Source organism: Desulfobacula toluolica Tol2 (assembly GCF_000307105.1).
In the GTDB taxonomy this organism is placed as follows: Bacteria; Desulfobacterota; Desulfobacteria; order Desulfobacterales; family Desulfobacteraceae; genus Desulfobacula; species Desulfobacula toluolica.
The window spans coordinates 4713166-4737686 of record NC_018645.1 but is presented as its reverse complement, the minus strand read 5'-3'; the positions used below and the strand labels follow the sequence as shown (position 1 = coordinate 4737686).

The window sequence follows — 24521 nt, the reverse complement described above, 5'->3', positions numbered from 1 at the left end:
CAAATGCTGAAAAAATCCGATTACAAAAGTTATTGAACCAATATGCCTCAGTATTTTCATAGCTTCTTCTCATAAGGAAATATGGCTCAGTCTTTTATCTGATAAATTATTTGATTTGAACCAGAGTATCACAGACTTCTCCTTTAGACGATTGATTACTAATCTGAGAAAGGATTATCAAATCAATTGATAGAGGTCAAGGTTTCTGCTTGGATGAGACGGGTTTGAATCATTTAGTCAGGATGGGGGGCGGGTTTTTCAAATTGGTCACCCAGCAGGTGACCAATTTGAAAAAAACATATTAATTTTCTGCTAATTTTCTGCTAATCAAAGGCCATGGTTGTTTTCCATTCCTTCCACACATTGCCGACCAGATCAGGTCCGGGTTTGAGGGTTATTTTACCCGGTTTCCATCCGGAAGGTGTTGCCTGCGTGCCTTTGGATTCCCGTACAAGCTGGAACGCTTGAACCTGCCGCAATGTTTCATTTATATTTCTTCCAACAGGGGGCGTTAATACTTCATATCCCTGGACAACACCGTCGGGATCAATAATAAATCTTCCTCTCATTTCCACACCAGCGTCTTGATCATAAACACCATAGACCTGTCCTACTCTCCCGCCGGCATCAGACAGCATGGGAAACGGGACTCCTCCGTCTACCATTTTGGACAGCTCGTTATCATTCCACATTTTGTGTACGAACATACTGTCAACGCTTATGGACAATACTTCCACTCCCAGTTTCTGATATTCTGCATATTTTTCAGCAACTGCTGAAATTTCAGTTGCTCAGACAAATGTAAAATCACCCGGATAAAAGCAAAGCAGAACCCATTTTCCTAAATAATCCGACAGGTTTATATTGATGAAATTTCCATTCTGATAACCGGGTGCAGTAAAATCCGGCGCTTTTTTACCAAGTTGCATCATAAGTTTGGTTCCTTTCTTTGGGGTTTGGGTTTCATTTGATTCTTCAAGGGTGATTTCTTCTACAGGTCCGCCTGATGGTCTTGCACATCCGGCCTTTACCTCTTCTGCCATAGAGCCTCCTTTGTTTGGTTGTTAAATTATTGATAACCGTCCGGTTTTTTCAAAAACGATCAATACAAGTTTTATGCCACAGGTCAAAAATTTAGAATTTTACCCGTGTACTTGGGTTTGATCGTTCCATGAAAGCATTGCGATACAGTTTTGTATTAATGCTTTATGTCTCATCAAAATACAAGTGTTTTATGAATCAAGAAAATTTGAGTTTTTAAGACAGTAAAATATTTTGTGGTGGGAAGGAATTAAATTATGAATTTTTTTCAACCGATACCGCTTTTTTTTTGTTGCAACAAAATTATTTATTGTTGATCAGCATGTCATGCTTTTGTGAAATAAATTATTATTTTTTATGTAAATATTATCCCATACTATCACATCAGTCATGCAATGACAGATTAAACTTTCTCATAATATCAACCAAGCTTTAAAAAAACATATAAGTTATAAGTATTTGATATTATAGCCTATCTTTCATTTAGGCGCTATTGATAATATGGCAAAGAAATAATCAATTGGTTTGTCGGCACTTATATTGCTTTTAAAGTACACAGAAACTAAAAAATATTTTATTTAGATCATTTTAAGTAATTTGTTAACTCATGTTTCGCTTTTTGAAATTTGAAATTAATTGTTCGTTATCACTTCTAATCTGCTGAAAGACTTAAGTCAAAAAAATCCTTTTTATGTGCTGGCATGGCTTCTTCAAAAGTTCTGCTTATCAGCTGTTTTCTAAATTTAATGTTGAAACAAGCGAGGTGTGAATTAAAGCGATACTTTTCGCTATTTCGCCACTCTTTAATCTGGTGATATCAGCGTGGCTTAACACTTATCGTATAGATTTATAATGAAATCAGCCATACTATATTTTATTTGTTTGCACCTAATTAGTAGCGTTTTTTTCGCTGCTACAGCAACGAAATCTTATGCTGATTCTTATTTACATCCATCCACAAACGTTCAAATTATTTGGAATATTGAAGCAGATATGTTTCCAAAAAATTGGCGATCTAAAAAAATCAATGCAAAAGCGATGAAGATTTCTGAAGATGAAATAGTTAGATCCTTGGAAATAATTAAGCTTGCCATTCAAAAGTATCCTGCCTATCTTGTCAGGGAGAACTTAACGAAAGTTTATATAGTTCATAAATTATCTTACTTTGGTGTTTCAACAAGCGGAACAAACTCGCATAATAGGATTTATATTGCGAATAGCGGACTGTCCAAAGGATATACCAATGATTTTGTAGAAAAACTGTTTCATGCAGAATTTTCAAGCATCCTGTTACGCAATCATAAAAGTTTTTTCACAGATTCTTCCTGGAAACGCATAAACCCGGTTAATTTCAGATATGGAAAGTCGGGAGTGGATTTTGTAAAAAAAGGCAAAGCAAGTGAACGTTTTAAAAATGAATTTTTGAATGCTGGTTTCCTGAATCAGTATGCTACATCAACATTGGAAAATGATTTTAATTCCGTTGTCAAAAGACTTTTTATGAATGAAAAAAAACTTTGGGAAATAGCCCGGTACAACAAAGCTATAGGACAAAAAATATTGTTAACGTTAGAATTTTATCACAAACTGAATCCCATCTTTACAAGGAAATATTTCCAATTATTACCTCAAATGTCTTTCAAACGGCATTTTTATGGTGACAGCCTTGATTTTAAAAAAAAATCGGCCATTACTATTTCAAACTATTAGACATTCCCCGTAATATTTTAATTCGTACAATTCTAATCAAAAAGGATATTTGTCATAACAACACAACCTGATGCGAATGTTGACTAAAGCCTCTCACTACATTAAAAGTGAGAATAAACAATTATTTTCGATTGTCAAAGAGCGAAACGTGAGATGTAATGGAACTAAATATGAATAAACTTACTCTACTAATTGATTCTGGTGATTATCCAGTTTGTCGGATAAAGCAGAAGACATTCAGTCGGTTTGTGACGTTCCTGATCCAGGAGGCGGGAAAATCATGTTCGGCCCTGATTTTGATATGGGCGGCAGTCATGATTTTTACAGGATGTCAGACGCCCGGCGCATATAGAGTTGATATGGATGAAAAAGCCCTGGATATAATTGCTGAAAAGCAGGAACAGGTCTTGGGCATGAAAAAAAAATTCAGTATTGACCGGCCCGGCGACATGCTTCGCAGGCAATTGTTTGAGCATGCATCCCTTCCTGTCACAGGCCCTGTATCTTTGGGCACGGATCAATTGTCGCCTGTGGATCACTGGCCGGAACCCGGTTTTCCAAAATTTCCAAAAGCCGGGAATCAGAGGTTGCCTGTTTTAACCGGACAATTGGAAATAAAACTGTTGCAGGCTCTGGAAATCGGCGCACAAAACAATTCTGATTTCCAGACAAAAAAAGAGGCTGTTTTTCAGGCTGCTCTGGCGTTGTACCTTGAACAGGACAGCTTTAGAAATACTCTTTTGGGACAGATCCAAAGTCTTGCAAGTTATGATGCCTCAAAAGAACCATCCCAAAGGGGAACTTTGACCAGCAGTGAGGCCGAAGGCTCCCGGCAGTTTAAAAACGGAATGACACTGACCACTGCCCTGGCAATTGATCTGGCCACACTTCTTACTTCAGGTGGAAGCTCATCCATTGGAATTGCCGGTGATGCAAGCTTGTCCATTCCTTTTTTAAGAGGCTCAGCAAAATACATTGTCACAGAACCGCTGCAACAAGCAGAGCGCAATGTGGTCTATGCCATCATGGATTTTGAACGCTTCAAAAAAGAGTTTGCCGTATCGGTCGGCAGCAGATACCTGACCATTCTCAAACAATTGGATGCTATAAAAAACACTGAGGAAGATTATAGGAGCAGAATCGTTTCAACCCGTCGCAGCAGCCGTCTGGCTGATGCAGGACGTCTCAAGGAGATAGAGGTGGATCAATCGGTTCAGAACGAACTTGTTGCCAGACAACGATGGATATCAGCCCGGGAAGAATATAAACAACAGATGGATGCTTTTAAAATTCTCATAGGACTTCCGCCAGACGCTGATATAAGTCTGGATAAGGATGAGTTGAAACACCTTGCAGACATTCTGGCCGGCAAGCTTTCAAGCAAAACTGCTCAAGAAAAAGGGGAGGTTGCACAGGACCAAAACAACCTGCCTGCCGACGCACCGGTCCGGCTGACAGAACCCGATAAGGGCAATGCCGGTCTCCTGGAGCTGGATACCCGTACGGCAACTGAACTTGCCCTTGCAAACAGGCTTGATCTGCAAACAGCACTGGGCAGGGTGTTTGACGCACAGAGAACTGTTGTTGCAGCAGCCGATGACCTGGGTGCAGAACTGACATTACTTGGGTCGGCATCCATAGGAGAGCGACGGGCCATCACCACTGCGGATCTTGATAATGCCAGGCTTCGTACGGACAAAGGGATCTTTTCCGCTCTGCTGACCCTGGATCTGCCTTTTGAACGCACTGCCGAGGCTGTTATCTATCGAAATAGTTTTATTGAACTGGAACAGGCAGTACGGGATGTTCAAGACCTTGAAGACAACGTGAAACTATCTGTCAGGAGTCGGCTCCGGGATCTTCTTGAAGCCAGAGAAACGCTTCATATCCAGGCAAAGGCCGTATTGGTAGCCTTAAAGCGTGTTAAAAGCATCAATATGTTTATGGATGCAGGAAGAGCTGAAACCCGTGATCTTTTGGAAGCCCAGGATGCTCTGTTGTCAGCCCAGCTCAGTCTGACATCCGCCCGTGTGAATTACCGCATAGCAGAGCTGGAAATCCAGCGTGACATGGGGGTGCTTAAAGTTACGGATACTGGTATGTGGCAGGAATATTCTTTGGAGAAAGACAATAATGCTGAAAAATAAAATTGTTATTATAACTGCTGTAGCTGTAACTATCGCCCTGGTTATTGTTCTGGTTCTGACAGCCGTCGGTTTTAAAAGTTCAAACACCGACGCACAAAAGGCCCCGACATTTGTGGTCAAACGAGGGCCGCTTACGGTCAATGTCGTTGAATCAGGAACCATAAAGGCCAGAGAGCAAATCATCATCAAGAACGAAGTGGAGGGAAAAACTTCGATTATATATCTGATCCCCGAAGGCACACGGGTTAAAAAAGGTGACTTGCTGGTTGAACTGGACGCAAGCGCCCTTATTGATTCAAGGCTTGACCAGGAGATAAAGGTGCAGAATGCCGAGGCATCTTATGTCAATGCCAAGGAAAGCCTTGCAGTTGCTGAAAATCAGGCAAAAAGTGATATGGACCTTGCTCAATTGACCCTGGAATTTGCCCGTCAGGACTTGAAGAAATACACCAAAGGAGAATATCCCAATGAACTGAAAAAAACTCAAGCAGACATCACTCTTGCCGAAGAAGAACTCACCCGTGTCAGGGATACCCTGAAATGGTCCCAGACCCTGTATAAAGAAAAATATATCTCCCAGACAGAACTTCAGGCTGATCAGCTGTCGGAAAAGAAAAAAGCCCTGGATCTGGATTTGGCCAAAAACAATTATGCTCTTCTTGTCAATTATACACATCAAAGAAACCTGGCCCAGCGCAAAAGCGATGTCAGCCAGGCCCAAATGGCATTGGAACGAACTCAGCGCAAAGCCCGTGCGGATGTGATACAGGCTAAGGCGGAACTCAAGGCGCGACAGGCAGAATATCAGCGCCAGAAGGATAAACTGGAAAAATTTCAGGAGCAGATTGGCAAGACAAAAATTTACGCGCCTGCCGACGGACTTGTTATTTATGCCACCAGCGCCCAGGGCGGTTTGTTCCGTCACAATTCAGAGCCATTGCAGGAGGGTCAGGATATCCGAGAACGCCAGGAGCTTATCTACCTGCCCACGGGCAATTCAAGCAATGCTGAGATTGCCATTCATGAATCCAATCTAAAAAAGGTAACCGTGGGTCTGCCCGTGTTTGTGACTGTGGACGCGTTGCCGGGCAGAAAATTTACAGGCAGAATAACTCATATTGCACCGCTTCCTGATGCCCAGAGCCTATGGATGAACCCTGACCTAAAGGTTTATACAACACAGATTTTTCTTGATCAGAAGGACAATGCCGTCCGTACCGGGATGAGTTGCCAGGCCGAGATAGTCATTGAAAAGCATGCCGACACCCTGTACGTCCCTGTTCAGGCGGTGCTGAGGATTGAAGGCGTTCCTAAAGTCTATGTGATGAACAAAACTCAATTTGAACCCAGGACAGTGGAGACAGGTCTTGACAATAATCGTATGATTCGTGTGATCAAAGGCATTGAACCCGGTGACCGTGTGCTTCTCACGCCGCCTTTAAAGGCGGCCGGGGTCGATTATCTGAGCAAGACAAAACAACCGGACGTATCTGCAGCAATACCTGCAAAAACAACTTCCAAAAAAAGGAATCGGCCCGTGAAACAACAGGACGGACAATAAAATCATGGCATCTTCACCATCAGGCAGCGGACCGGACATTATTGCCAGGCTTGAAAATGCCCGGAAGATTTACACTATGGGCAGTCAGAAAGTAGCAGCGTTAGGAGGGATAGATATCTGCTTTTCCAAGGGAAGTTTCTGGGCTATCATGGGTTTCAGCGGGTCAGGAAAAAGCACAATGATGAATATTATCGGTTGCCTGGACAGGCTGACCAGCGGCCGGTATATTTTTCAGGGAAAAGATATCAGCGGCTTGAATGATGATGCCTTAAGCGATATCCGGCTTCGGCATATCGGGTTTATTTTTCAGAGTTTCAATCTTATTTCTCAATTATCCGTGCAGCGGAACATTGAACTGCCGCTTTACTACCTTGGCTGGGATACCAATAGGAGTGCAGATCATGCAAGGGAGCTTGCCGCCATGGTCGGACTTGAGGACCGGCTTGATCACCGCCCGGCAGAGCTTTCCGGAGGGCAGATGCAAAGAGTGGCCATTGCACGGGCTTTGGCAACAAATCCAGATCTGATTCTGGCGGATGAGCCTACCGGTAATCTGGACAGCAAAACCAGCCGACAGATTATGGAACTTCTGGATAAATTTCATGTGGCAGGCAAAACTATCATCATGGTAACTCATGAATCTCATATTGCAGACTATGCCCGGCATCGGCTTTATATGAAAGACGGGATGATCGAACGAATCGAAGGGGATTGACATCAGACAGATAAAATTTTTCAGGGAACTTTCGTCCGGCATCCAGACACTGCTGCTTCACAAACTGCGGTCATTTCTGACCATGCTGGGCGTGGTGTTCGGTGTCGGCAGTGTTATGGCCATGCTGGCTGTTGGGGAGGGCGCAAGCAAGGATGCGCTGGAACAGATCCGCAAACTGGGCAGTAACAATATTATTATTTCATCTGTTAAATCCGTTGAAGAAGAGGGCAACAGCACAACAAGTTCGTTTATCAGCATCTACGGGCTGACCTATCAGGATCATGCCAGGATACAGGAAAGCTTTTCATCGGTTCAAAAGAATGTGCCGGTGAAACTTGTGAGAAAACAATCGCGTCTCGGGCAGCGTTCTCTTGAACTTCGGGTTGTGGGGACCACCCAAAAATGGTTTGAAGTGATTCCCAGGGACCTTCTCGGCGGCAGGACTCTCAGCCTGGAAGACCAGGAGAAAAAGGCTCCTGTCGTTGTTTTAACGGAGTTTGGCGCCAGAAAACTTCTGGCCGGCATGAACACCATTGGTCAGATGATCCGAATCAGCGGGGACAGCTTCGAGGTTGTCGGCATTATTCGAAACGAAACCGGGCAGACAGGAACCATGCAAATTCCTGACAAGGAAATTGATGCTTACATTCCCATAACAACGGCCCGGAGTTATTTCGGGGATGTTACAATGAAGAGATCTTCGGGATCTCGTCTGCGTGAAAAGGTTGAACTCCATCAGATTATCGTCCAGGTGGATACCCTGTCCAGCGTGGAACCCACGGCTGAAGCCATCGAACGGATGCTGACACTGTTTCACAAAAAAACTGACTATCAGCTCAGTGTTCCCCTTGCCCTGCTCAAACAGGCGGAAGCCACAAAACGTACTTTTAACATTGTTTTGGGGTCCATTGCCGGAATAAGTCTCCTGGTGGGCGGCATAGGGATCATGAATATCATGCTGGCTTCCGTGACCGAGCGGATAAGGGAAATCGGCATCCGCAGAGCCATTGGTGCCCGACGCAGGCAGATTATCATTCAATTTCTTATCGAAGCTGTTGTGCTTTCTACAATCGGCGGCATAATCGGGCTTATGCTGGGCATGGTCATTCCCTGGTTTATCACCTGGTTTGCAAAAATGCCTACAGTCATAACACCGGCCAGTATATTTTTGCCGCTGATCGTGAGCATCGGGATCGGCATCATTTTTGGCCTCTATCCTGCTGCCCGCGCAGCCGGGGTTGATCCCATTGTTGCTTTGCGACATGAGTAATCTTGTGACCTGAGTAGTGTTCTGAGCTGGCAGCCAATCTTTTGCCAGTAATTGATTTTTATTGACCTGTAAGCAAATAAAATGCATTCTATGAATTATGAAAAACATTACATTTGAAAATCCGATGCTTACCAGAGAGCTCTTCGGTCATCACAACTATAATCTGGATAAAATTTGCAAAGCGTTTAATGTTGAGATCAATACAAGGGGCAGTTCTTTGTTGGTTAGTGGCACAGCCCACAATACTGATCTTGCTGAAAAAATACTCCAGCAACTTTATCAGCTTCTGGAAAATAAATTTTATTTTGATGAAGCTGATTTTGATGCCGCCATAAAAATTATAAAACACAACAATAATTCCCATATCAAAGATATTTTTTCTACAACAATTTTTAAAACAGTTAACAACAAACCCATCACCCCACGCAATACTGCCCAAAAAGAATATGCCGAGGCAAGCCTTAAAAATGATATTATTTTTGCCATAGGTCCCGCCGGAACCGGCAAAACATATCTTGCAATGGCAATGGCAATGGCTGCATTTTCAAGAGGGGAAATCAAAAAAATCATATTAGCAAGGCCTGCGGTCGAAGCAGGAGAGACTCTGGGATTTTTACCCGGCGACCTTGCCCAGAAAATAAATCCCTATCTGCGCCCTTTGTATGATGCTCTTTATGATATGATGGACTATGAAAAAGTACAAACACTTATAGAGCAGGACACCATTGAAATTGCCCCCCTTGCTTTTATGCGGGGAAGAACCCTGAGCAATTCTTTTATTATTCTTGATGAAGCCCAGAATACAACATCACAACAAATGAAAATGTTTTTGACACGAATTGGCTATGGATCAAAAGTCATTGTTACAGGAGATATCACACAGGTTGATCTTCCCGCCGGTAAAAAATCCGGTCTTATAGAAGCTAAGGGTCTGTTAAAGAAAATAAATAGAATCGAGTTCATTTATTTTTCAAAAAATGATGTTGTCCGACATAAACTTGTATCAAGCATTATTGAAGCCTATGAAAAGCAACAAAAACGACAATAATATATAAAAACTCAAAGCATACCTTTTGACAAGTCCCCTTTTTCCTATGGACTTTGCTTGTTCTTATTCATCAGACATAAACCTTGACTGACTTTTTCCGTTGAAGTACATATTAGCTTTACAGACTGTGAGTTCCGTTATTATTTAATTTGCCCACAGGCAACCCAACAGGTGTTTTTTTGATGACAGATTTTAATAATGATATAACTTTTGCAAATTATAGGATGGATATCCGTTACGATGGGCAGAATTACTACGGATGGCAACGGCATAAAGACAAGCCTACGATCCAGGGCGCATTGGAACATGCTGTGACAAAATGCTTGGGATTGCGCCATAATGTTGAAGGATCAGGACGAACCGATCGCGGAACCCATGCAACAGGACAAGTCGCATCTATTCGTCTCCCCAAAGATATCAATGAAAAAGAGGCTTTGTTTAAACTTAACAGTGTCCTTGAGAAAAACATCGAAATCACCAGTTTAAAGAAGATGTCTGATAGCTTCCATGCAAGAGAATCCGCAATTGGGAAATGTTACATCTATAAAATCTGGAACCACCCCAGGCTGCCATCTGAAATGAATGGAAAAGTTTGGTATGTTCCTGAAAAATTGAATGTTAAAGCTATGGATAAAGCCTGTTCATATTTTACAGGGACTAAAGACTTTGCTTCCTTTGCCAAAGTTCCAAATTATAAAAGGGCAACATCAGTAAGAACTGTTCATTCTCTTACGCTTACAGAAAAAGACTCTTTACTGTGCTTTTCAATTATTGCTGACGGTTTTCTTTATAAAATGGTACGCAATATAGTTCGCGCACTTGTTAAGGTTGGAGAGGGAAGGTCAAAAGTCGATGATATTCCCCGTATAATAGAGGCAAAGAGTCGTAAAGCTGCACCCGGTACAGCTCCCGCTTCAGGCCTTTATCTTGATACTGTGTTTTATGATAAAAAGAGCATGGATGATGCTATCAAAACAGATCAGACAGAGGCTATATAATGGGAAAATTTGAACACCAGCGCCATAAATTTCGAACAGGTTTAATCCAGCCCCGTGAGCTGATTATTGCATGTGTACCCATGCGGAGCAACGTGAATATTTCTCAGATCGCCCGCACCGCAAGTGCATGTGCTGTAGAGAAAATGATTATTTGCGGGAACGCATCATTAATTAGTAAAATTGCCAGAGACGCCACCTCAGAGCTAACAGTTTCAACTCACAGATCCTTAGGCCCAGTACTAAAAAAACTTAAAGCAGATGGTTACTCTATTGTGGGGATAGAACAAACATCCAACTCACAGAACATCCATCACTTCTCTTTTAAGCGTCGATCAGTTTTAGTTGTGGGTAATGAGCGCCTTGGGATTAAGGATGATATCCTTGAGCTACTGGATGAAGTTATCGAAATTCCCGTATGGGGGATGCCCCATAGCTACAACGCCGCTTCTGCTGCCAACATGGCTTTGTATGAATACTGCCGCCAGTTTCCAGAAGGATAAATTTTTGCATTACCTTACGTCATACCTAAAAAAATTAAAGAAGAATGGTTATCAATCTTGAGTTTAGGATACAAAGTGCCAAAGGGTCCAATTAATACCCTGGTAATTAAAAACATTGATAAGTTCACTTTGCGTTATTGTTTTTTTTATATGAAAGAACTGTACAATGCCCTTAGATTCTTTCATATATAGCAAACCACAGAACTAAAAGCGTTTTATCACATAGTATCCCGTTCCAAAAGTCCTGGTATCTCCAAATCAAATCTTGACACAATATCTTGTGGTTAGGGAAAATTAGTCTCGATCTAAAACAACAGCTGGTTTTGCTTTTAAAGATTCCCCTATACTGAATTTTAGTGCTGGAAAATGCCGTTATGGTATTCACATAGAATATCAGTTTCCAAATCCAGAAGTTTTTGTATGGACAACCGATATTCCTGCAGAATAAACCCGGCAGGCCTTTGTGAGATTTAAGGCAGTTGTTTAACCGTCCCGTTTCCCAGCTCCCGGAGAATATTATCTGTCAGGGCTCCGAATGTTGGATTAGCCCGGCTCCTGGGGCGTTTCATGTCCACCCGGATGATTTTACGGATATGGCCAGGGCGGCTGGACATGACCAGAATTTCATCGGCCAGAAACACGGCTTCATCCACGCTGTGAGTGACCAGTATGATGGTTTTACGGGTCAGTTCCCATACTCTTAAAAGTTCTTGCTGGAGCAGGATGCGGGTGTGGGCGTCCAGGGCACCAAAAGGTTCATCCATTAGCAGTACATCAGGCTCATTGGCCAAAGCCCTTGCAATGGCAACTCTCTGCCGCATTCCTCCGGAAAGCTCGTGGGGGTATGCGTTCTTAAACTCCTCCATATTGACCATGCAAAGGTAGTCCATGGCATCATGGTGCCGTTTTTTTTTGTTAATTCCTGCGAATTCAGGCCCTGCAGCCACGTTGTCCAGAACCGTCATCCAGGGGAAAAGGGAATATTCCTGAAATACAAGCCCTATTTCACCACATGGTTTCGTCACCGGGGAGCAGCAATAGTGAACCGTTCCTGCAGAGGCTTTTTCAAGACCGGCTGCGATGCGCAGGACGGTTGATTTTCCGCATCCTGAAGGGCCCACAATACAGGTAAAGGAATTTTTAAAGATCCTCAGGCTGATATTGTCCACGGCAAGGAACTGGTCTCCTTTTTGGGTGGTAAACGTCTTGGAAAGGCCTTTGATGCCGATGATTTCCCGGTTTTTTTCATTCATGAATCCGCCTGCCTGCGCCATGAAAATTTTTTAAGCTCAATGCGGCGGAAAATCATATCCATGAGTGCGCCCACAACTCCGATTGAGATCATTCCTGCGATGACAATATCAGTTGAGGCAAGGGTAAATGCGTGGGTGATCATATAGCCGATGCCGGAAAGTGAACCCGGCAGCATTTCTGCAGAAACAAGGCACATCCATGCAATACCAAGGCCTATGCGCATCCCGGTTATAATGGATGGCATGGCCGCGGGAATCAGGATTTTAATGAAAATCTGGTTTTCACTGGCTCCCAGAACCCTTGCCGAATCAATGAGGGTGGCTCCGACATTTCTTACACCGTGGATGGTGGAGGTGAGAATGGGGTAGAATGCACCGATGAAAATGATGAACAGCATGGAGAATTTGATGTTGTTCAGGTAGATAAACGCTTTTCCGGTTTCAACCCCGGTAAGGGTTGCAAGGCTGGAGACGCCGAACCAGGCCATGACCAAAGGAACCCATGCCAGGGGGGGGATGGGCCTGAACAGGTTTAAAAAACCGTTGAAAAACCGGAATACAAGTCCGTAGTATCCCATGACCACCCCCAGGGGGATGGCTACCACTGCGGCGATTGCATACCCCATTACAACACGCACCAGACTCACCAGCACGTTGCCTGCAAGTGATCCCATTCCGATCAGATCCTGTGCGGGGTGGAACAGGAGTCTGCCCACCTCCCGTATGCCTGGCAGGATCACCTGGTTGTTGATCCTGGGTGCAAGTATAAGCCATAAAAAAACCAAAAGTATGGGTGCAAGAACCGGAATCATCAGAGCCAGTGTTTGCCGCTTTATTTTGACTCTAAAAAAAGCGCTGCCAAAGCTGCCAAAGAAAATCCGGGCATTGGATGAAGTTGACATGGGTTTATCTGGCCAGGCTCTTTTTTACAAATGAAAAATCATAAAGAATAGCTGAGGCTTCAGCAATTTCTGCGCCCTTCATTTTTCCCTTGAATTTGTTCATGCTGTTGAGCATATCCAGGAACACCCCTTCACCCTTTATCCAGTTCTCAGTGGGATTGGTGGTATAGATGATGGCAGATTTTTCAACGGCTTTTTGTGGAACACCGAGCCAGTCAGCTGAAATTTTGGCGGCTTCAGCCTTGTTGGTATTGCTCCATTTAGAGGCCAGTGTCAGCAGGTCGGTCATGGCCTGGACAACTTCAGGATTTTCTGCAATGATCTGCTCACCGGCTCCCATAACACAGCATGGAAAGTCGGTCCACTGGCCCTCAGGGGGCAGATCCCGGGAGTCCAGGCCGATGTGGCCGACATGCTTGTATTCGGCCACTGCAGGATGGGGTGCAGGCCCCACCCAGCAGTCAACCTGGTTGCTGAGCAGGGCAGGGATAAGGTTGGAGGTAGACTTGAGGTCCACCATCAGGATGTCGGCATCGACATCATTGGGATTGCCTGTGATTTTGTATCCGGCCTTGTGCAATGCCCCTTCAAAGACCACACGAGGGGCGCTGGTTGGGGAGTGATAACCGAGTTTAAAAGGGGTTTTGGAATTTTTGATGGCTGCGGAAACAGCTTCATATCCTTTGATCTTGCTGTTTGCAGGAAAAACCATGCTCATGCCGTCCACATGCAGGGGGCACAAAATTTTCATTTTGGTTCCCCTGTCAATACCGCTCATAAAAGCGGTGCTGGATGCAAGGCCGATATCCAGGCGATTCATGGCAAAAAGAGTGGATGTCTCAGACCCGCTTTTAGAAACAATGAAGTTGAGTACGGCCAGGGGAGTTCCATCAGCAGACATGATTTTATACTTTTGCCTGGGAACCATGGGGGCCAGATAAGCCCCGGATTCTTTAAGGGCTTCCCCTTTTATGGCGGCAACCATCAGTGGTGTGTGGTGTGTGGTGAAAACATAACCCAGGTACAGGCTGGGGATTTTTTTTTCGGCTGCATGGGCGGCACCTGTTACCAGCCAAAAAATCAGCAACAGGGCTGCTATGGTTGTACAAATTTTCTTTACACTGTTGTTGTTCATTTTTTGTCTCTCCTTTATCATATTGAATAAAATTATTTGTTACTCTGATAATTCGATCAAGGCTTCAATCCGGGTACGAAGCTGTCCTTCATCGGATTCGGAATAGTCGGTTTCGATATGCAGGAAATGCAGGTGGAGGTTGTCTTCCACGAACCGTTGAAGCGTGGTGGATTCAGCGTTGTAAGTGTGACATCCCAGCCAGGTCATATCCAGGACAGCATCGATTTTGAAAAGGTCGGCCATTTCCCTGATGGATTCCGGGCGGTTGGGGTTGGGGGTCATACAGGAACAGGGGATCTTAAGGTATCTGCGGGCAATTGCCTCATGGGGATCTCCGGTTTCATCCACAGCCAAAGTCATGCCCTTGAGCCCGGAGCAGTTTTCCATGGAAACGATCCTGGCACCAAGGTCCTGGGCAATCCTGATGACCTTGTCAGATCCTTTTCCAACCGGGCATCCAGTGAGCAGGATGCGAGTTCCGTCCTGGTCCGGAAGATCCGGCTGATTAAAAAAGTCTTCCATATCACTTTTCAGGGATGTCAATTGGGCCAAGTATGTTTCAGGGTGTACACAAAAGCTTTTGCTCTCCTGTATGGCCAGCATCTCCGTTGCCGTCAGGGGGGAGCGTTTGTCAGCAGCCAGAACAGATATGTCCCAAAGTGCTTTGCGGATTTCATTCTGCTGCCGGATCTGATTATGAAGACCTTCTTTGGTGACTTTTACCCCGGAGCATTCAAACAGGAAATTCTCAAGTTCTTTGAGGCTGTCCATCCAGTATCGCAGGGGGGCGGCTCCTTTCTGAGTGTGGGGAAGATGCATCAGATGCAAAGGTTTGAGTTCCCCCATGAGTTCGTACATTTTCTTTTTGCCGTCACAGGTTGTTTCTGCAATGAGGATGTCTGAAAAACTGAAAAAGGGGCAGGTGTCGGTCACGGCATATCCATAGCTGGATTTGATCAGGGGACATAAACTGGCCGGAAGTTCTCTTTCCGCATCCTTGATGGGGGTCTGCTTTTTGCCGCACAGGCTTACAGGGACGATCCCGGCGGCCCGGATGAGTTCATCGGGCGCATAGATGCAGTAGACTCCTGCTGTTTTTCCTCCTTGATTCTGCCATGCATCAAGATCTGCAATGCTGAGTTCTGAAAAAGCAAGAAACGGTTTAAGATTCATGGGTTCATCCTAAGTCTATTAAAGTGAATTAATTAAGCTCAGAATCATATGGGGCTTGCCCAAAGATGTCAAAACGCTTATTTCAATAGAATTTCTGGAATGAATTGGGATTTTCTATGTTGGGGCCAAAATTGTCTGTTGGACAGCTGAAAAGGCTCTTGAGCCGCCCCTGGTAATAAATTGTCTGATCTGGAAGATCAAACAATCCACTGATACGGAAATATTAACCAAATGCTTTAGAAAAAGGCGACATCTTGCTTGATATCCACCGTTCGATGTCTCAGCCTTTTTCCAAAAAATTAATCCGTATCAATTTTCCTTTCTGATACATCAACTTCATGATAATCAAGATTTTTTTTCAAAATTGATCAGGTTGACATCACTTACGGATAAACCACAGATTCAGGTCCAGTTGCCCTGAATTATCTTGATTTCCACATATAAGTCACCACCATTCAGACCTTCATCAGGCAGTCGCATTATAGTACCAGTTTTTGCTATATTGGGTAATTTCAAAAGAATTGATCGACCTTCTATCTTTAAGTCTACAACTGCTTCAAAATCAATATGGTGCTGAGTTACGGATATAGAACACTTTAAGTCTGCTTTTTCATTTTCCATGGAAGTCCCTATCACTGCACTTGATGCAATTAATATAAAAAAAAATTACGCAATCAGAGTCAGGTATGGATGATTTATAGGATGAAATCTCCGGATTATTGAATACATGCCTGGGGATTTCAGCTTAATAACCCTACTGGGAAGCTTTCTGAGTCATCATCATCCAGTTTTACCACTATTGTCCGTTCGTTCAAAACCTTTTTGAATACTGCATCCGCAGTTACATGTTTTTTAAACTCATCCAGCTTATCTGGGTCTGCTGATCGGCACCACATGCTTCCTCCATCGCCATTACCCCATATCTTTTTTTGGCCGCTTACTGACAGGTGATTGTTCTCCACACCAGCTCTTTGAAGCTTATTTTCTCCAAAATATTGTTTACAAAGCGCTGGAGGCCATAAAAATAAAGTTTCCAGAAGATTAGTGGTGATTTTTATTCCTTGTTTTTTTATTTGTTTTCGAAGGAGTTCTGCTTCTTGTTTACGGTTGGTATTTTCAAGAATAACTACTTCTAAAATTTTAGACTCAAAGCCAGGTTCCCATTTTTTCAGTTTACTCAAATATTTTTCTGCATTTGAATAATTTTCTTTCATAATTTGACTTATTATACAGATCCTCAGCATAATTGGTAATTGTGATGAATCTTTTTTGATGTACTCAAGGGCAATCTTTTCAGCTTTTTCATAATTTCCTTGAATATTCAAGCAACTGCCAAGATACTTGTATTTTCCCATTAGACAACGGTGATGATCAACCATTGAGCTGAAAATATCTAATGCTTCATCATACTTTCCGGAGTGATACAAATGGACGCCCTGAAAAAAGTCTATATCCCCTTCTTTTTGGAGTAATTCATGTTCCGTTTCAATTAAACTTTTATCTTTTTGTTTGTTTGCCAGTTTCTTAATGAGCTGAATAAAATAAACAGTATTTACGTCTTTTGTTTGCACTTTTTTCAGATCTTCAATAGCTTCCTTGTATCTGCCCTGAAGGCATTTATGCACTGTCTGTTGTGTAATAAAGGTTGTTGTCTTGCCGTACTGATGCTCCACACGATTGAGAATATGCTGTTGCTGTTTGACTGAACTGGCTATGCACATTGCATTCATAAGAAAGTTTTCATCAATAGCTTTGCTGAGTACCTGTTTGAAGAGATCTGAAGCCCGTTTTGTATTGCCGGAATGAAGCTCCAGATGTCCAAGTGTGTTAAGGACATATGGATCAGTCGGCGCTGTCTGGAGCATATCCTGAACAATTTTACCTGCTTTGTCAATTTCTCCCCATGAAAGCAGAATCAGTGCATAATGTCTTCCAACAAAGGTGTTCTCTGGTTGGGCTTTCCATATTGTCTTAAGTATTTTATATGCTTCCTTTTGTCGATAGAGGCGGGAGTGAAGGTATGCGGAATTAATGGCAATATTTGCTTGCTGAATTTTATCACCTGGGCAGTATCTTGATGCTTTTTCATACCACTGCAATGCCAGTTCCAAGCAGTTGCTGTTTTCTGCTATGGTGGTTAGAGAATAAAAAATATCAACTGAGTCAATAGGGAAACTTGCCAGTTCTTCTAATATATCTGCAAATTCAATGAATTTACCATTTTCAGCACAGGTTTCAGCCAGTGCTTGGATCGACAACAGGTTTACTCCGTTTATTGCAGGCAGTTGCTCTGTCAATAGCCTTTTGGCTTCATCAACCTTATTTTGTTTCAGCAGAATATTGATCAGGTTTGTTCTATCACGCAGTTCGAATCTATTTCTTTTGAAAATGCTTTGGTAGTAGTAGTTTGCTTTGTCTATATCACCAATGTCCAGCCAGTAGCCTGCTAAGGTTCTTTCGTTGTGTTCTAAAAAAGGAAGAGGATTTCGTTTTTCGTATTCTTTGCATAAGATCCGACAAATTTGCAACAGCCCCTTGCTTTTGCAGGTTCCAGCTAGATCGAGAAGATCTGTTGTCCTAACCTTACTTGAAAGAGATTTTAGCAGGCCTGTGAATATCCTCCAATTAATTGGATCTGTCTTCCATAAATCAAAAATTTGATCAAAATAGCAATATCCCACGTCACCTATTAAAGCTTTCTCTGTCCATTTCAGTGCTTTTGGGAGATTGCCTACATCTTTTAATAAAATTTTCATAAGCAACATAAGGCTTGTCTCATCTTTTTCTTTCTTAAGATACTCTGCCATTAACAAAGCAGCTTCATGAAATTTCCCCTTCTTAAGAAGGAGTTCACATCGTTTTCTATGATAATCAGTCTGTAAAAATGAAGGCCGTTCTTCTTTTTTGGCTAAATCAAGAAGTTTTTCTGCTTCAAAAAAAAGTTTTTCTGATATTGCAATAGACAAGCTTGCGCTGATTATTGCTCCACGGACCTTTGGATCGGCAATGTTTTCCAAACGCTTATGAAGATTTCTGTATCCTTGGGTAAGGTTATCCCGGGCTTTCCAGGAGTTAAGGCTGGTTCTGATAAGCCCCCGGGCTTTTGGAAATTTCTCTTCAAGCGAAATGATCACTTGATCTGCCAGTTTCCAATTTTTGACGTTCGTATAAAAATTGATTAGTACTCTTCCAGTTTCCTCGTTTTCCGGATCAAGCTCATAGGCCTGTTGATAACATGTTTCTGCTTTTGCATAATCTGCCTGTTTAAAAAGCAGATTGCCCTTAATCTGCAGGGCCTTTACATGATCTTTCTTTGTCGGAGCAGAGTTTATGACCAGTTCCAACAGCTCTTCTTGTTCCTTCTCTGGCAACCATGTTGAATACTCCACTGTTAAAAGAATGCCACTTGCCCCTTGTTTTTGCCACTTAAGCTTTTCGGTCATTAAGATGATAAAGTCGTTGAGAAGACCTTGACGATAATGCCACTTCACTGCATCCCGGATGTAAACATTGTTCACATTGTCACACTCCATTAATCTGGCATAAACAGTTCGTATTTCATTGTGCTTGTTCTGCCGATGCAAGACTTTAATCAGATTGGTGCAGGGTTTTGACTTGGTAGGACAAGTTTTCATTGCTTTTCGATACCAGGTTTCCGCGTCCGTGTACTCTCCCGACGAATTCATTAGTGAGCCAAGATTGTTGTAGATCCGGTAAAGTTGATCTTTGGAAAGAGAAAAAGTCAAACATTTTTTGTATAATTCTTCACGCATGATAAGTTTTGATTCAGGAAGGTTATAAGCCAAGTCAAACCACCACTGGAACTGATTTTTTTTATCCAGTGTTTCGATTCGTGTTTTCATTGCCGGTATAATGATATCCAGTTTTTCTGCAAGCTTTGCGGTATATACCAGTACACTAATGAAATCTATTGGCCAGTCATAAGATGCCAATACGGGTTCTGCCAACTCATATGCCAGTTCATACATATCATAAGTAAGGCATTTTTGGATTGCTTCCAGCACAGTAGATTGATCGGTTATTTTCAGGAACATTTTTTTTGCTGCAGTTTTGTTACCAGCAGCAAGTTCGGCTTTTCCAGCAGCATAAAGCAATTCCTGTTGTTCTTTTTTGTTTGCAAGTCCAAGGGCTGTTTCATAATAACCAGCCGCTTCAGAGCAGTCACTTGATAAAAAAAGGGTGTCACCAATGGTTTTGTAGATTTCTATCTGTGTTTTTGAATCCTGTTTTCTTGTGAATGCCAGAAGACCTTTGAAAACATGTTTGTGTTTCAGTTCAATCTTTGTCCTAAAGAAATTTACATAGGCAGCAATGTCTTCTGTAGATAAAGATTGAGCCTCCAAACTTTTTTCCGCAAAGAAAACAGCCAATGTGCGTTTTTTGTTTTCCCAAAGGAATTCTGCACAGTCTAATAACAGTTTTGGGTCAGATAATTTGATACCCCATTGATCCAGTGCATTTACATCTTTGAGTTCAAGAAAAGTCCTGCCGATTTGATTCCACTGATTCTGATCCAGCTTTTTTGATGATTCTGTAAGTTTGTTTATTATTTCAGACAGCTGGGATTTTGAACCTGATTTTAAAAGAGTTTCAATTGATTGCTTTATGATTATTGCATCTGCCAATGGATGTTGAATCGCTTGATAGACTGATTTTTCAGCCTTTTTGTTGCGATTCAGTGCAAAAAGAAGGTTTGCTTCAGCAAGATGAAGACCTGGTACATGTTTTTCATGATATTTGAAATATTTTCGAACTTGGTTTAGGCGTATCCGTAAAAGGTATGGATTGGGATTGCCCATTTCAGTCAGTGATAAGAGTTTTTTGCAGAGCGTTTTGTAATTCTGTTTTTTTTCATGGTAGTCGGCATCCTTTAAATTGTTGAGTCCCTGGACAATACATTCAAAAGCTTTCTCAAAGTACTGCCCTTTTTCATACATCTTTGCAGCTTCCAGATAGCCTTTGACTTCATGCCCTTTGATCAAGGTTTTCATAGATACAATTTTTTTCAAATAATCGCCTGCCTGGGAGTAGTCTTTTTTTTTGGCCAATAACTTTGAGATGAGCCTGCATGTTTCCACTTTGTGGATTTCATCAATTTTTACAGCAGTCTTAAGGTGTTTAAGAGCCATGTCATCATTGCCGAGTTTGGCATAAAGTTTCCCTTTCAGATTTTCCAATCGATCTGATGTCATGACATATTTTTCTGACTCTTTGAATAAATCCAATGCTTTTTTCGGGCCATAAATATGATTAATAAGCTCAATTCTTTTTACCCAGTAGTTGCCATAATACCTTCCTGCCTCAGGCATATCTTCAAGAAATCCTAAGGCCTTTTTGTAGAATCCTTTGCTGGTGTAAATACTTGCACAGTTAATCCTGGCAACATCGTTAAAAGGTGCCAGTTCAAATGCCTCAACAGAAAGTTTCCATGGAAACATGAAGCTTGCAGCTTCCAGATCGTCCAATACCCGGATATGTTTATAGGTAACGCCAATTGAAGTTGTATTGAAGGTCAGATCGGCAAGCAGAACTCATCCATCAATGATAACACCTGCTCCCCGATGTTCTTTCCGCGTTTTTCCTTCGATATCCTGATAGATTCGTACCATGGCAACATCAAGTCCTGCTGATCTTGCAAGTGCTGTATATAATCTTGCCTGGGACGCGCAATCGCCAGTTCTGCTGTTTTTATAATACGAAGAGTTCTTTTTGTTGCCACATTTTACTGCGCCTGAGTGATGCTCATAAAAAACCTCTTTTGAAGTTCTTGCTGTCCATGAAACATCATCCTTATAATGATAGAAATCATCTAAGTACCGAAGCTTCAATCCCCATGGTTCTTTGCATAGAAAAAAAAGGTATTGGGCTTTCTCTCGTGGACCTTTTATTTCCGAAAGATGTTTTGTGGCCCAATCACACATTTCATCATCAACTTCAAAAGGGTATCGGAAATTACTCTTTTCGGATTCCGGCAGCTTGCCGTTGACAGCAGAAAAAACTTCCGGTTTGGTATACCGCTTAAAGTCAGAACGTAGTGGAAATCCCCAATGAGGCATGTTTTTTAGAAATGAATATAATGTGTTACGGAAGCGTTCATCACTTGAGTATGTTAATTCTTTGGCAAGTAAATCCTTTGCCGTTTTAAGTTCAGACGTTGCTCCAGCCTGATCTCCTGCATCCATCTTCCTGCAGGCCAGAATAAAATGACTTCCGGCTTTTTTTCGGTTAATGTCTTTCCGTCTATATTCGTTTGGTGGTGGGTCTGCTTTTTCTGCTTCATATAGTACGTTTAATGCATATTGATAGTCTTTCCTAAAAAATGCAGCATCCGCAATATCTGTGTAGGCATCGTTGATGATATATGCATATTTCTTGTCTTTAGGTAAGAGCGTCGGACATAATTTAATCTGTTCTCTGGCACTTTTTTCTACAAGATCTGCATTCCCTGACCTTTTAGCTGCGTCAATTACAACATCCAGACAATTTATTCTGGTTATACCAATGCACTCTTTGTGATCCAGAAGAGCCTGAAGGGAAATCAGTGCTGATGCATAATTTTCTGACTCATTCATTTCCTTTTCTATTGAACTGTATTGTTCCTTTATGGTTTCTGCCTTCAGTGAACCCAGAAGACAGAATAAAACGACAAAAGTATGAACAGCCAAGATGGGAAGCGAGATTTTTTGAATCATTTTAATGTTCCTATAGACATAGCTTTTAATCCATTGGCAACAAAAATTGAGGCTTTATAGTTTTGCATGAAAAAATTTATGTAATATTTTTTATCTTTATCTTCATCATTGAAGTCTAATTCAACAGGAAATATAGGATCAGGTGGTGTGCTTCCTCCTCCAACTTTTTGAAATTCCAGGTACGGAACCAGTTCTCCCCATGTGTCTTCGTCTTTTTTCTTTTGAAAAATTGTGATTGCATATACTTTTGATTCTATTTTGATGATATTGGCAGCAAGGCAGTTTGGTTGGTTGTGCAATACAATCATAGGGGAATCTTGTTCATTTTGCCGGGCATAATCCATCTGGAGTTGGGCATCTTCCAAGACTTCCAGTAGTTTTCCAAAAAGACCGATACTCATAAGCGTTCTAGCACTGGTTTCAATCAATACCGGTGGAAGTGGACCAGCACCTGATCCACCTGGTCCAGCCTTTGGCCATGTGGTTAATTTTGTTGGCAAGGAATGTTTGAAACTGATTTTTATCATTAATTCATCCAGCTTTATCCCTGCTGCTTCAGGAATAACTATTGATACGGTTTTGTTTACAAAAAGAAGGTTTGGATTAAAACCAAGGCGCCCAAGTGAGTATAGTGCCACAGAAACCCTTTTGCTCATTGAGCCCGCTTTTATCTGGGTGATAATGGAGGATGCCAGATTTTTTAAATATGGTAAGACTGTTTTTGCTTCATCATTTTCGCTGAATTCCTTCTCGCCAAATTCACGTAAATCCATTATGTTTGTTGCCATGATATTGAGCTGCTTAACTTTTTTCTGAATGGATTCAACAGAATTATCTTGGATGGCATTAAATGTCCTTTCTGCATCTGCCAGTTTGTCTCTAAATTGCATGGCATGAGCTGAAGTCACAAGAAATACCGTACATACAGCCACTGTGCTAATAAGTTTGATCATAGTATTCTCCTTTGGATTTCCATCTTGATTTTCCGGGTCTTTTATATGAAAGTCTTCAAAAATCCAAACAGTGACTTTCATGTTTTGTTGTGGGCAAATCTGAGCGAAAGACCAGGTCTGCCCGTGGCAGTTATTCAGGGCTGACCGGGCCCGACATCAATTACGGATAAACTGCAGATTCCGGCCCGACCAACCTGGAAAAATTGCTGTTATCTAGGTTCAAACAGATGAATGTTTTCTCCAGAAATTGCCAGATTTTTATAGTGAAACATATTATTGATACGCATGCCTTCTATCTTTGCCAAGGCCTGTTCCCGAGTCATTCGTCCGCCCTTGGTATAGTGAGCGACATACATATCAATTACACGAAGGCTGTTCTTGTAGTCGCCTCCGGTGATCATGTATCCATTCCCCGGTCTAATTTTGTCGCCGGACAGCAGGTCAACGTTTTGGCGGTCCCCTAGGAGACGCTGATAGCGCTCACGGCAAAGAGTACGGAATGAAACCGGAACACCATTTTTTCTCATATCCTTTGGTGTGGGATTAAAGAGTTCGGCATAGAGACGGGCTTTCTCAATCTTACCGTAACCGCAGTGATTGGGGTTCTTTTGCAATTTCGGCAGAAGATCTGGACCAACGTAACTGTCGATACATTTATCACAAAGCAGCCTGTGAGCAGTGATGTGTTTTCCATCCCAGTCTCCATAGATATACCCCTCGCCATGCTCCACACTGCCGTTGCATTTGTCACAGACTTTACTGCCTTGACGATTTTTCCACCATCCCATGGCCAGCAGCCGATAATAATCCTTCATGTTCTGCAAGTCCCTGGCCGTTATACCGACCTCATCCGCCCCTTGAGCTGTTTCCGATTTCAGCACATTCGGATTTGTCTCGGTTAGAACACAGAAAGTGGAGCTGCTGCACTTCGGACACATTCCTGTCCGGGCAAAAGTGTTCACCTCGTTTACCGTTGCACCGTAGCCCATACCCTGCATATGGGGAGCAAGGATCTTCATGGGAAATAATGCGGGGAGGATATAACTGCAGCTCGTGCAATGCCAGCGGGAAGGCTGAAATACATTTGAGGGTTCAAGCTGCTTCTCCCTGCAGGTGCTGATCAAACTCTGCATGACCTGCTGAAAAGTTGTCGTGGTGAACGTGGCCGCAGCCGGTTCTCCAGCCAGATATTTTTTGATGAACACATCGGATGAAGTTGTTTCCTCATAAGATTTACCATCGTACCTGAAGGTTCCGGCAAACGCTGCAGCTGAGGAACAGATAAACAGCAGCAGTATAAACCCTTGAATTACTGCCCTTTTCAGGGCACTTTGTGATCTCCGGTGGAATACAGTTTTCATTTTCATCTCCTTTTAATGCTTTATTCATAATAATATTTTCC

The 24521-nt window shown here is 42.5% G+C and carries 19 protein-coding genes; 9 read left to right on the top strand and 10 right to left on the bottom strand.

What is annotated here, in order from left to right:
* Window positions 1–323: 323 nt before the first annotated feature.
* Complete coding sequence (gene prxU / locus TOL2_RS25695) at window positions 324–1043, bottom strand: thioredoxin-dependent peroxiredoxin (RefSeq protein WP_014959372.1); 720 nt, start codon at window positions 1041–1043, stop codon at window positions 324–326.
* 850 nt (window positions 1044–1893) lie between these two features.
* On the opposite strand from prxU, the gene TOL2_RS21435 reads away from it, so the two are divergent.
* From TOL2_RS21435 to TOL2_RS21400, 9 genes are all read left to right on the top strand, one after another.
* The gene (locus TOL2_RS21435; protein ID WP_148278163.1) at window positions 1894–2751 is read left to right on the top strand and encodes a hypothetical protein; all 858 of its coding nucleotides are present in this window, start codon (window positions 1894–1896) and stop codon (window positions 2749–2751) included.
* 214 nt (window positions 2752–2965) lie between these two features.
* Window positions 2966–3103, top strand: coding sequence for a hypothetical protein (locus TOL2_RS25690; RefSeq protein ID WP_232507988.1), 138 nt, complete (start codon window positions 2966–2968; stop codon window positions 3101–3103).
* Window positions 3066–4898 carry a TolC family protein gene (locus TOL2_RS21430; protein WP_014959370.1) on the top strand — a complete coding sequence of 611 codons (1833 nt, stop codon included), beginning with the start codon at window positions 3066–3068 and terminating at the stop codon, window positions 4896–4898. Before TOL2_RS25690 ends, TOL2_RS21430 begins: the two co-directional genes overlap by 38 nt.
* Window positions 4885–6459, top strand: coding sequence for an efflux RND transporter periplasmic adaptor subunit (locus TOL2_RS21425; RefSeq protein WP_014959369.1), 1575 nt, complete (start codon window positions 4885–4887; stop codon window positions 6457–6459). Before TOL2_RS21430 ends, TOL2_RS21425 begins: the two co-directional genes overlap by 14 nt.
* A gap of 4 nt (window positions 6460–6463) precedes the next feature.
* Window positions 6464–7174, top strand: a complete 711-nt coding sequence (locus TOL2_RS21420) for an ABC transporter ATP-binding protein (RefSeq protein ID WP_014959368.1) — start codon at window positions 6464–6466, stop codon at window positions 7172–7174.
* An 82-nt stretch (window positions 7175–7256) separates the two neighbouring features.
* Complete coding sequence (locus TOL2_RS21415; RefSeq protein WP_014959367.1) at window positions 7257–8444, top strand: ABC transporter permease; 1188 nt, start codon at window positions 7257–7259, stop codon at window positions 8442–8444.
* Window positions 8445–8541: 97 nt separating this feature from the next.
* The gene (locus tag TOL2_RS21410) at window positions 8542–9492 is read left to right on the top strand and encodes a PhoH family protein (protein ID WP_014959366.1); all 951 of its coding nucleotides are present in this window, start codon (window positions 8542–8544) and stop codon (window positions 9490–9492) included.
* Window positions 9493–9674: 182 nt separating this feature from the next.
* Entirely contained in the window at window positions 9675–10490 is an 816-nt protein-coding gene (gene truA, locus TOL2_RS21405; RefSeq protein WP_014959365.1) for a tRNA pseudouridine(38-40) synthase TruA, read from the top strand.
* Entirely contained in the window at window positions 10490–10990 is a 501-nt protein-coding gene (locus tag TOL2_RS21400) for a TrmH family RNA methyltransferase (RefSeq protein WP_083863822.1), read from the top strand. The genes truA and TOL2_RS21400 overlap by 1 nt, the downstream gene beginning before the upstream one ends.
* Before the next feature lie 470 nt (window positions 10991–11460).
* Here TOL2_RS21400 and TOL2_RS21395 read toward each other — a convergent pair whose 3' ends face one another.
* From TOL2_RS21395 to TOL2_RS21355, 9 genes are all read right to left on the bottom strand, one after another.
* Complete coding sequence (locus tag TOL2_RS21395; RefSeq protein ID WP_014959364.1) at window positions 11461–12243, bottom strand: ABC transporter ATP-binding protein; 783 nt, start codon at window positions 12241–12243, stop codon at window positions 11461–11463.
* Complete coding sequence (locus tag TOL2_RS21390; protein ID WP_014959363.1) at window positions 12240–13145, bottom strand: ABC transporter permease; 906 nt, start codon at window positions 13143–13145, stop codon at window positions 12240–12242. The genes TOL2_RS21395 and TOL2_RS21390 overlap by 4 nt, the downstream gene beginning before the upstream one ends.
* Window positions 13146–13149: 4 nt before the next feature.
* Window positions 13150–14280 carry a CmpA/NrtA family ABC transporter substrate-binding protein gene (locus TOL2_RS21385; RefSeq protein WP_014959362.1) on the bottom strand — a complete coding sequence of 377 codons (1131 nt, stop codon included), beginning with the start codon at window positions 14278–14280 and terminating at the stop codon, window positions 13150–13152.
* Window positions 14281–14319: 39 nt separating this feature from the next.
* Entirely contained in the window at window positions 14320–15453 is a 1134-nt protein-coding gene (locus TOL2_RS21380; RefSeq protein WP_014959361.1) for a double-cubane-cluster-containing anaerobic reductase, read from the bottom strand.
* 402 nt (window positions 15454–15855) lie between these two features.
* Complete coding sequence (locus TOL2_RS21375; RefSeq protein ID WP_014959360.1) at window positions 15856–16074, bottom strand: hypothetical protein; 219 nt, start codon at window positions 16072–16074, stop codon at window positions 15856–15858.
* Between the two features lie 119 nt (window positions 16075–16193).
* Window positions 16194–19568 (bottom strand): tetratricopeptide repeat protein, encoded by a 3375-nt coding sequence (locus TOL2_RS21370; RefSeq protein ID WP_158406157.1) that lies wholly within the window; start codon window positions 19566–19568, stop codon window positions 16194–16196.
* A 1437-nt stretch (window positions 19569–21005) separates the two neighbouring features.
* Window positions 21006–22166, bottom strand: a complete 1161-nt coding sequence (locus TOL2_RS21365) for a hypothetical protein (protein WP_014959358.1) — start codon at window positions 22164–22166, stop codon at window positions 21006–21008.
* Entirely contained in the window at window positions 22163–23119 is a 957-nt protein-coding gene (locus TOL2_RS21360; RefSeq protein WP_041279671.1) for a hypothetical protein, read from the bottom strand. Before TOL2_RS21360 ends, TOL2_RS21365 begins: the two co-directional genes overlap by 4 nt.
* Before the next feature lie 209 nt (window positions 23120–23328).
* Complete coding sequence (locus tag TOL2_RS21355) at window positions 23329–24480, bottom strand: hypothetical protein (protein WP_014959356.1); 1152 nt, start codon at window positions 24478–24480, stop codon at window positions 23329–23331.
* Between the last annotated feature and the right edge of the window lie 41 nt (window positions 24481–24521).